Source organism: Halomonas pelophila (assembly GCF_040196315.1).
In the GTDB taxonomy this organism is placed as follows: Bacteria; Pseudomonadota; Gammaproteobacteria; order Pseudomonadales; family Halomonadaceae; genus Halomonas; species Halomonas pelophila.
Genome location: NZ_JBEGCI010000029.1, coordinates 1 through 2,312 on the forward strand (window position 1 = coordinate 1; position 2,312 = coordinate 2,312).

At 69.5% G+C, this 2,312-nt stretch carries 1 protein-coding gene; it reads left to right on the forward strand.

Annotated features, from left to right (window positions below; all coding sequences use genetic code 11):
* A partial coding sequence (gcvP, locus tag ABE957_RS18120) for an aminomethyl-transferring glycine dehydrogenase (RefSeq protein ID WP_349760061.1) occupies positions 1–2,312 on the forward strand: 2,312 nt, incomplete at both ends.

Below are 2,312 nucleotides of genomic sequence, written 5' to 3' on the forward strand. Positions count from 1 at the left end.
GCGGCCTGGTTCGGCTTCGAGCTGGTGGTGGCCCCGGCCGAGGCGCTCGCCGAGCACGACGTCTTCGGCGCCCTGCTGCAGTATCCCGGCGACAGCGGCCGGGTCCGCGACCTGGCGCCACTGATCGAGACCGCCCGCGAGCGCGGCGTGATGACCTGCGTGGTCGCCGACATCATGGGCCTGGTGCTGCTCAAGGAGCCGGGTGCCCTGGGCGCCGACATGGTGGTGGGCTCCTCGCAGCGCTTCGGCGTGCCGATGGGCTTCGGCGGCCCGCACGCCGCCTTCTTCGCCACCACCGACAAGCTCAAGCGCTCGATCCCGGGCCGCATCATCGGCGTCTCCAAGGACAGCCGCGGCGCGACCGCCCTGCGCATGGCGATGCAGACCCGCGAGCAGCACATCCGCCGCGAGAAGGCGACCTCCAACATCTGCACCGCCCAGGCGCTGCTGGCCAACATCGCTGGCTTCTACGCCGTCTATCACGGCGCCGAGGGCCTCACCACCATCGCCTCGCGCATCCACCGCCTGACCACCATCCTGGCGACGGGCCTGGCGGAAAAGGGCGTGACCCTGGCCCACGACAGCTGGTTCGACACCCTGCGCCTGACCGGCGTGGACGCCGGCCGCATCCACGGCCGCGCCATGGCCCACGACGTCAACCTGCGCTACTTCGCCAATGGTGACGTGGGCCTGAGCCTGGACGAGACCACCACCGCCCACGACCTGGACGTGCTGTTCGACGTGCTGCTCGACGAGGAGCATGGCCTGGGCGTGCGCGAGCTCGACGACCGCGTAGTGGCCCAGGGGCTCAGTGGCATTCCGGCCGGCTGCGCCCGCGAGTCCGACTTCCTGACTCACCCGACCTTCCAGCGCTATCGCAGCGAGACCGAGATGCTGCGCTACCTCAAGCGCCTGGAGAACAAGGACCTGTCGCTGGCGCACGCGATGATCCCGCTGGGCTCGTGCACCATGAAGCTCAACGCCACCAGCGAGATGATCCCCATCACCTGGCCGGAATTCGCCCGCATCCACCCCTTCGCGCCCCGCGACCAGGTGGCCGGCTACCGCCAGATGATCGATGAGCTGGCCGCCTTCCTGGTCGAGGTGACCGGCTACGACCACATCTCCATGCAGCCCAACTCCGGCGCCCAGGGCGAGTACGCCGGCCTGGTGGCCATCCGTCGCTACCAGGCGGCCCAGGGCGAGGGGCACCGCGACATCTGCCTGATCCCGAGCTCCGCCCACGGCACCAACCCCGCCTCCGCCGCCATGGCGAGCATGCAGGTGGTGGTCGTGGAGTGCGACGCCGACGGCAACATCGACATCGACGATCTGTCCGCCAAGGCCGAGGCCCACCGCGAGGCCCTCTCGGCGATCATGATCACCTACCCCTCGACCCACGGGGTGTTCGAGACCAACGTGCGCGAGGTGTGCGAGATCGTGCATGCCCACGGCGGTCAGGTGTACATCGACGGCGCCAACATGAACGCCCAGGTGGGCCTGACCCGCCCCGGCGACTTCGGCGGCGACGTCAGCCACCTCAACCTGCACAAGACGTTCTGCATCCCCCACGGCGGCGGCGGCCCGGGCATGGGCCCGATCGGCGTCAAGGCGCACCTCGCACCCTACGTCTCCAACCACGCGGTGACCCCGATCGAGGGCGTCGAGGCGGGCTGCGGCGCGGTCTCGGCGGCGCCCTTCGGCTCGGCCTCGATCCTGCCGATCTCCTGGGCCTACATCAAGATGATGGGCGCGCGCGGGCTGCGCGAGGCCACCGAGCTCGCCATCCTAAACGCCAACTACATCGCCGCCCGCCTCGGCGAGCACTACCCGGTGCTGTACAAGGGCGAGAACGGCAGCGTGGCCCACGAGTGCATCATCGACATCCGCCCGCTCAAGGCCGAGTCCGGCATCAGCGAGGAGGATATCGCCAAGCGCCTGATGGACTACGGCTTCCACGCCCCGACCATGTCCTTCCCGGTGCCCGGCACGCTGATGATCGAGCCCACCGAGTCGGAGTCGCGCTACGAGATCGACCGCTTCTGCGACGCCATGATCGCGATCCGCGAGGAGATCAGCGCGGTGCAGCGCGGCGACTGGCCGGCCGAGGACAACCCGCTGGTCAATGCCCCGCACACCATGGCCGACCTGATGGACGCGGCCTGGGAGCGCCCCTACTCGCGCGAACTCGGTGCCTTCCCGTCAGAGGCCGTCAAGGCGGCCAAGTACTGGCCGGCGGTCAACCGGGTCGATAACGTCTTCGGCGACCGGCAGCTGATCTGCTCCTGCCCGAGCATCGACGAGTACCGTGA